This window comes from Rhodococcus sp. EPR-134 (assembly GCF_001647205.1).
Classification (GTDB): Bacteria; Actinomycetota; Actinomycetes; order Mycobacteriales; family Mycobacteriaceae; genus Rhodococcus_F; species Rhodococcus_F qingshengii.
The window spans coordinates 1-8,039 of sequence record NZ_LVCT01000015.1; the positions used below are offsets into that span (position 1 = coordinate 1).

The following is an 8,039-nucleotide window of genomic DNA, read 5'->3' on the forward strand; positions in this document are numbered from 1 at the left end:
GCCACGCACACCGCGGCCGAGGCAGCGGCGGCCGTCGGGGTGGAGGTAGGCGCGATCACCAAGTCACTGGTGTTCCTTCTCGACGACGATCCGGTCCTGCTGCTGGTCTCCGGCGCGCATCAGGTGAATCTGAAGGCCACCGGCGAACGCCTCGAAGGCAAGCTCACGCGGGCGCCGCTGGAGATGGCGAAGTCCGCGACGGGCCAGCCGATCGGTGGGGTCGCTCCGCTCGGGCATCCCACCAACCTGCCGACGTACGTCGATACCGCCCTCGAGCAGTACCCCGAGTTGTGGGCAGCCGCCGGGCACCCCAACACGGTCTTTCGCACGACGTACTCCGAACTCCTCCGAATCACCGCCGGCCTCGCCGTCGACATGGACTGAAGCACTTCAGCCAACCCGGTCCGAAACCACTCAGACGTGCGTCCACCTATAGTTGGACGCACCATGTGCACTGCAACCAGGACCCCGGCCGGCAACCACTGGCGTCGACGGCACGTAGATCTGTGCCGCACCGACGCATGTCTGTGTATGCCGAGCGCAGTCACCTCGACCACACCGCACACCTCGAGTTCCAGCCGGAGAGTTCCCGTTGTCTGACAAGCCGAATGCCGTTTCCAGCCACACCACCCCCGACGTCCCCGAAGTAGCAGCGACGCCCGAGTTGTCCACCGGCATCTGCGCCGGTGACTACCGCGCTGCGCTTCGCCGCCACCCCGCCGGTGTCACCGTCGTGACCCTCGATTCGGGTACCGGCCCGGTGGGTTTCACCGCCACTTCGTTCTCGTCCGTCTCCCTCGAGCCGCCGCTCGTCTCGTTCAACATCGCGGAGACGTCGTCGAGCATCAATGCGCTCAAGGCAGCCGAGTCCTTGGTGATCCACCTTCTCGGCGAACATCAGCAGCATCTGGCCCAGCGCTTTGCGCGTAGTGCCGATCAGCGTTTTGCAGACGAGTCACTGTGGGCAGTGCTCGACACCGGGGAGCCGGTGCTGCACGGCACCCCCAGCTGGATGCGCGTCAAGGTCGACCAGTTGATCCCTGTAGGCGACCACACGCTGGTCATCGGACTCGTCACGCGGGTTCACGCCGAAGAAGACGACGAATCCGCTGCCGCACCGCTGCTCTACCACGAGGGCAAGTACTACCGCCCGACTCCGTTGGGTCAATAGACAACTGTGCGCCTTTATTAACCGCCCGCGGTTAATAAAGGCGCACAGCAAGTTAGAGCGCTACGTACTTGGTATCGAGATACTCGTCGATACCCTCGGTTCCGCCTTCACGGCCGAAGCCCGATTCCTTCACCCCACCGAACGGCGCGGCAGCATCGGAGATCGCGCCGCGATTGACGCCCACCATGCCGGTGTCCAGCTTGGCCGAGACGCGCATTGCACGGTCGATGTCGCGGGTGTAGAAGTACGCCACGAGACCGTACTCGGTGTTGTTCGCAGCCGCGATCGCTTCGTCTTCGGTGTCGAAACCGACCACTGCCGCAACGGGTCCGAAGATCTCTTCCTTCAGCAGGCGCGCGTCGGCGGGCACCTGATCCAGAACGGTCGGGGTGAAGAAGAAGCCGGCTCCTTCGGGCGCCGATCCACCGGTGCGAACGCGAGCGCCCTTGGACACCGCGTCGTCGACGAGTCCGGTGACGGTTGCGAGCTGCTTGGTGTTGATCAGCGGTCCGATGTTGGTGCCCTCGGCGTCACCGGCGCCCACCTTCAAGGCCGCAACCTTGGCGGTGAACTTGTCGGTGAACTCTTCGCGCACCGAGTTGGCGACGTAGATGCGGTTGGCCGCGGTGCAGGCCTCGCCGCCGTTACGCATCTTCGCGAGCATTGCGCCGTCGACAGCTGCGTCGATGTCGGCGTCGTCGAAGACGATGAACGGCGCATTGCCACCGAGTTCCATCGACGTGCGGAGCAGCTTGTCAGCAGCATTGCGCACCAACAACTTTCCGACGCCAGTGGAGCCGGTGAAGGTGACCTTGCGCAGACGCGCATCTTCCATCAGCGGCCCACTGATGGAGGCCGCGTCGGACGTCGGGAGGATCGAGAGCACACCGTCGGGCAGACCGGCATCGGCGAACACCTGACCGAGGAGCTGCATGGTCAGCGGCGTGTCCTCGGCGGGCTTGACGATGATGGTGCAACCGGCAGCCAGCGCCGGTCCGATCTTGCGTGTGCCCATGGCGAGCGGGAAGTTCCACGGGGTGATCGCGAGGACCGGTCCGACGGCTTCCTTGGTGACCAGGATGCGACCGTTGCCGGCCGGAGCCTGCGTGAAACGTCCGCCGATGCGTACTGCTTCCTCGCTGAACCAGCGCAGGAATTCGCCGCCGTAGTTGACCTCACCGCGGCTCTCTGCCAACGACTTACCCATTTCCAGGGTCATCATCAGCGCGAAGTCCTCGGCGCGGGCGTGCAGCAATTCGAAGGCGGTGCGCAGGATCTCGCCGCGTACACGTGCCGGCGTGGCCGCCCAGTCTTCCTGCGCCGCAGCGGCGAGGTCGAGCGCACGGATACCGTCGGCAGCGGTGGCGTCGGCTACCTGGGCGAGTTCCTCACCCGTTGCCGGGTTGTAGACCGCAAAGGTCTTCTCGGCCGGGACGAGCTTGCCGCCGAGCCAGAGACCCTTGGGTACCGAGTCGAGAAGATCCGAGACGTTGGACATGTCAGTTCCCCTGTGCTGCAGTGCGGATGGCGGTCTCGAGGACGGTCAACGCGTCGTCGAGCAGCTCTTCGGAGATGACCAGCGGCGGGAGCAGACGGATGACGTTGCCGTAGGTACCGCAGGTGAGGATCACGACGCCGGCAGCGAGGCATTCGGCGGCGATCTTCTTGGTGATGTCGGCGTCCGGCTCCTGCCCACCGGGCTTGACCAGCTCGATGGCGAGCATGGCGCCGCGACCGCGAACGTCGCCGATGACGTCGAGTTCCTTTGCCAGTGCGTTCATTCGGCCGACGACGGTCGACTCGATGGTGCGTGCGCGGCCACAGAGGTCGAGCTCACGCATCTGGTCGATGGACGCCAATGCAGCGGCGCAGGCGACGGGGTTACCGCCGTAGGTGCCACCGAGGCCGCCGGGGTGGACAGCGTCGATGAGCTCGGCGCGGCCCGTGACAGCGGCGAGCGGCATGCCGCCTGCGATGCCCTTGGCGAGCGTGACCAGGTCGGGCACGATGCCCTCGTGATCGCTGGCGAACCAGGCGCCGGTACGAGCGAAGCCTGCCTGAACCTCGTCGGCGATGAAGACGACGCCGTTCTCCTTGGCCCACGCGACGAGCGTCGGGAGGAATCCTTCTGCGGGAACGATGAATCCACCCTCACCCTGAATGGGCTCGATGAGGATGGCGGCCGTGTTGGCAGCGCCGACCTGCTTCTCGATCATCGTGATGGCGCGCTGAGCGGCCTGCTCACCGGTGATCTTGGAGCCGTCGACATTGAGGCCCTCGCGGTACGGGTAGGACATCGGGACGCGGTAGACCTCGGGGGCGAACGGACCGAAGCCGCTCTTGTACGGCATGGACTTCGACGTCAGTGCCATCGTGAGGTTGGTGCGGCCGTGGTACGCGTGGTCGAAGACGACGACTGCGTCGCGACCGGTTGCGTGACGGGCGATCTTGACGGCGTTCTCGACGGCTTCTGCGCCGGAGTTGAACAGCACGGAACGCTTCTCGTGGTCACCGGGGGTGAGCTCGGCGAGACGCTCGGCGACCTCGACGTAGCCCTCGTACGGAGCGACCATGAAACAGGTGTGGGTGAAGTGCGCGACCTGATCCTGAACTGCGGACACGACGGCCGGGTTGGAGGCGCCGACGCTGGTCACCGCGATACCGGCACCGAGGTCGATCAGCGAGTTGCCGTCGACGTCGACGATGACTCCGCCGTCTGCGTCGGCGACGTAGACCGGGAGGGTGGATGCGACGCCGGCGCCGACGACCTTCTTACGGCGTTCGGCGAGCGCAGCCGAGCGCGGGCCCGGGAACTCCGTGACGATGCGACGCTCCTGCGGAAGCCGGTATTCGATTGCACTCATGTGACCACCCTCTCGGTTGTGTATTGCATTCGAGTATGCGACGCGCGAAGCACCGCAAGCACTGCCGAAATGGATACCCGGAGCTCCAGGGCTACTCCATATCGGCAACGACAGCTAGCCTTGATCAGGTGACGGTTCCGATCTCGTGGCTCTTGCGCCAGAAACACCTCTCGCTGGCTCTGCTCACCGACCGAGCAGCTGCCACCCACCCCGTCACGTTTGCGCAGGCCACAGAGCTGACGGACCCCACCCCGTGGCTTTCCGGCGGCGAATTGGTGCTCACCACCGGGCTGGCACTGGTGGGCGCGGACGCCACCGACTACAGCGAGTACATCGACCGTCTGGCCGCCGCAGAAGTATCGGCTCTGGGTTTCGGGACCGGCCTTTCCCACGAGAGTGTGCCCACAGACCTGATTGCCGCCGCCCGCAGCCGCGGACTCCCCCTGCTGGAAGTGCCGTTCACGACCCCGTTCGCGGCAGTCACGCGCGCGGTGATGACCCGTCTGAGCCAGCAGGAATACGAATCGGTACTCCGCGCGGCAGAAGTACAGACGCGCATCACCCGCGTTGCACTGCGCGGTGGCGTGTCGGCGATCGTGCGTGAACTAGCCACGGCCACAAAAACTTCGGTGGCGTTTGTCGGTGATCGGATCACCGCGGTGCATCCGGCAAACCAGAAGTCGTTGATCACCGAGGTTCGCGCGGTCGCGGCCACCACCCGCGATCCCAACGCTCCGGCGTCGATCTCGCAGAGCACACCCGAACGGACGCTGACACTGTCCCCCGTCGGCGTCACCGACAGTTGGCACGGCTACCTCGCCATGGCGGGCGCCGGGCCCCTGAGCAATATCGACAGAGTGTTGCTCGGGCATGCGGTCTCGCTGCTCACTCTCGAACTCGAGAAACCGGTTCGACTACGGGCCGAGCGAACTCGACTCAACGCCATGGCTTTCGGGCTCTTACTCGACGGCCGAATCCCCGAGGACGGTGTGCCGTCGTACTTGGACGAAGCGAGCGACACGCACGGCAACGTCCGTGTCGTCCACGTTCGCGGATCCGGACTCGGCCCCGTTCTTCGCGAACTCGACAACGCTCTCGCGCGAGCAGGCCGGCCATTGTTCGCGCAATCCGAGGACGGTTCGCTGACCGTCCTCCTTCGCGGAACCGACACAATCGACACTGCCAAAACACTACTGGCGCAGCTCTCCCCCACCGAGGCGAAGACGGTGCGTGCCGGAATCAGCACCCCTCACCGTCTTCTCGACGCACCCCGCGCACTCGTCCAGGCCCGCGCCGCGGCCAACCTCACGACGGCTACGGCGCGTATTCTCGAGTTCGACGCTCTGAGTGGTTCGACGATTCTGGCATCCGAGTCTGCCCGTGAGGCATTGATCGCCATGGCTGCGGACACCATCCCGGTGTTGACGGAACACGACCAGGCACACGGAACCGCACTGGCCGCGTCTTTGCGCGCCTATCTCGAGGCAAACGGCCAATGGGAATCGGCCGCAGCCGAACTCGGTGTTCATCGGCACACCCTCCGAGGCCGCATCGCACGCATCGAGGAACTGCTGCAATGCGACCTCGGGCAGGCCAGGGTCAGAGCCGAACTACTGCTATCGCTACTCGCCTGGGAGGGCCGCTGAACGCTCCTCCGCATGCACCGAAGCGAAGCTCGACGCACCGCGGACGAGTAGTTCGAGTTCGGCGTCGACCGTGCAGAGACGGGCGGTGTCCAGCGCTCCACTGCGGCTCACACTCGACATCAAAGCCGTGAACCGGCGCACCGCTTGCGGATTAGCGGCGGTCCACAGCTCGACGACCTCCGGAATACCTTCTCCGAGCGCTCCGGACACGAGGTCTGCGAAACGCGCCGTCAACCTGGCGTGGACGGCAGCGCTGCCCATGACCTCCCAATGCGAGGCACCGACGGCGACGTCGACGCCGCCGAGAACATCGCCCAGATCGAGAGCGTCGGAGAGTTCCCGATAGATCGCGGCTGCGGCCGCGGCCGTCGTATTCTCCTGCAGTGCAATGTCTGCCAGGGCGAGTGCTCCGAAAGACGCCTCGATGCGCTCGCTTGCCGACAAACCGTCGGTGAGTTCCCGCACCGGGGCTGCCCACCGATCGATGTCGGCGCGCGGGTTCACGGTGAACCGGCCGGCAGCACCCGGGCGGCGCAACACCCAGCTCATTTCGGATTCCAACAGCTGCTGCAAGCGATCGAGAGCCTTCAGCTGTTCGGTGGCACTGAGATCGGAGTTCAGGATTTCACGTCGAAGGTCCTCCGTTCCAAGCACTTCGCTGACTACGGCGTAGGCCAGAGCCGCTTCCGGACTGCGAACTCCGAGGTGTTCCTCGAGCCGGAACAGCACGCCGGGGCCGACGCGGTTGACCAGTTCGTCGTCCACCGAGGTGATGATGATGTCGCGGCCCAACCGATGTGCGCGGACTGCGTCCGGTGCGGCCTCGACGACGGAGAGCGGGAAGTACTGCGGGAGACGATCGGCGAAGATCTGATTGTCCGGGACCGTCGATGCGCCCAGTTCCGCAGTCAGTACGTTCTTCGACTGCGCCACCAGCACAGCAAGTTCCGGCCGCAGGAGACCCTGCCCGGCACGCGCCCTGACCGCCAGCGCCTTGGCGTCGGGCAGAGATTCTTCCAGTCGCTTCATGGCGCCCGCCGAGACGAGGTTCTCGATCAACCGCTCGTGCTGATCGAGCAGGGCCGGTGCGCGGTGCTCGGCCAGGCTGATCGCGAGGGTCTGATCTTCACTGGCCTCGAGCACCGATGCGGCCACCTCGTCCTGGGCCGCCGCGAGTAGTTCATTGCGCGAGGTCGAGTCCAACGCTGCGAGTGCGATCTTGATGTTGACCTCACGGTCCGAGGTAGCCACGCCGGCCGCGTTGTCGATGAAGTCGGCGTTGATTCGGCCTCCGCCAGCGGCATATTCGATGCGGGCACGCTGGGTGAAGCCGAGGTTGCCGCCCTCACCGACCACCGTCGCACGCAACTCGTCAGCGCTGACGCGAACTGCGTCGTTGGACGGATCGGCCGCGTCGACGTTGCTTTCGGTCGACGCTTTCACGTAGGTACCGACGCCGCCGTTCCACAACAGGTCCACCGGAGCACACAGGATCGCTCGGATCAGTTCCTGCGGGGTCAGCTTCTCCTCGGTGATTCCGAGGGCCGCACGCGCCTCGAGCGGAAGGCGGATCGACTTCGCGCTCCGCGGCCAGACGCCACCGCCCGGCGACATCACGGTGCGATCGAAGTCGTCCCAGGACGAGCGCGGCACGGTGAAGAGGCGAGCGCGTTCGGCAAAGCTCGTCTCGGTGTCGGGGTTCGGGTCGATGAAGATGTGGCGGTGATCGAATGCCGCGACCAGACGGATCTTGTGCGAGAGCAACATTCCGTTGCCGAACACGTCGCCGGACATGTCCCCGATACCCGCGACGGTGAACGGATCGGTGTCGACATCGAGGTCGCGCTCGGCGAAGTGCCGTCGAACCGCTACCCAGGCGCCGCGAGCGGTGATGCCCATCGCCTTGTGGTCGTAGCCGGCCGAACCGCCGGAAGCAAAGGCGTCGCCGAGCCAGAAACCACGCTCGACGGCGATGCCGTTCGCGACGTCCGAGAACCGTGCGGTCCCCTTGTCTGCTGCCACGACGAGATAGGAGTCTTCACCGTCGTACTCGATTACTTCTGCCGGGTGTACCGCAGCGCCGTCGACGATGTTGTCCACCACGTCCAGCAGGCCGCGAATGAAGGTGCTGTAAGACTCCTGCACCTGCGCCGGAGTCGGTGACGACGTGCCCCGAACCACGAACGCGCCCTTGGCTCCCGAAGGAACGATCGGCGAATTCTTCACGCTCTGGGTCTTCATGAGGCTCAGGGCCTCGGTGCGGTAGTCCTCGTATCGATCCGACCAACGCAGGCCACCACGGGCGACGGAGGAACTACGCAGATGCACGCCTTCGACATTGGGTGCGCTGACGTAGAT

At 65.4% G+C, this 8,039-nt stretch carries 6 protein-coding genes; 3 read left to right on the forward strand and 3 right to left on the reverse strand.

Annotated features, from left to right (window positions below; all coding sequences use genetic code 11):
* Both A2J01_RS00530 and dszD read left to right on the forward strand, forming a co-directional pair.
* A partial coding sequence (locus A2J01_RS00530) for a YbaK/EbsC family protein (RefSeq protein WP_064111425.1) occupies positions 1-384 on the forward strand: 384 nt, incomplete at its 5' end.
* Between the two features lie 208 nt (positions 385-592).
* On the forward strand, positions 593-1,171 hold the full coding sequence (gene dszD, locus A2J01_RS00535) for an NADH:FMN oxidoreductase DszD (RefSeq protein WP_003941189.1): 579 nt from the start codon (positions 593-595) through the stop codon (positions 1,169-1,171).
* Positions 1,172-1,223: 52 nt separating this feature from the next.
* Here the strand turns inward: dszD and A2J01_RS00540 are convergent, their stop codons facing one another.
* Entirely contained in the window at positions 1,224-2,669 is a 1,446-nt protein-coding gene (locus A2J01_RS00540) for an NAD-dependent succinate-semialdehyde dehydrogenase (RefSeq protein ID WP_020968315.1), read from the reverse strand.
* A gap of 1 nt (position 2,670) precedes the next feature.
* Positions 2,671-4,035, reverse strand: coding sequence for a 4-aminobutyrate--2-oxoglutarate transaminase (gabT, locus tag A2J01_RS00545; protein WP_007727077.1), 1,365 nt, complete (start codon positions 4,033-4,035; stop codon positions 2,671-2,673).
* Between the two features lie 128 nt (positions 4,036-4,163).
* Here gabT and A2J01_RS00550 point away from each other — a divergent pair, with 128 nt between their 5' ends.
* Positions 4,164-5,681: a PucR family transcriptional regulator gene (locus tag A2J01_RS00550; protein WP_064111427.1), complete on the forward strand. Its 1,518-nt coding sequence runs from the start codon at positions 4,164-4,166 to the stop codon at positions 5,679-5,681.
* On the opposite strand, the gene A2J01_RS00555 is transcribed toward A2J01_RS00550, so the two are convergent.
* The coding region (locus tag A2J01_RS00555; protein ID WP_064111430.1) for an NAD-glutamate dehydrogenase domain-containing protein at positions 5,658-8,039 on the reverse strand (2,382 nt) is incomplete at its 5' end. The genes A2J01_RS00550 and A2J01_RS00555 overlap by 24 nt on opposite strands.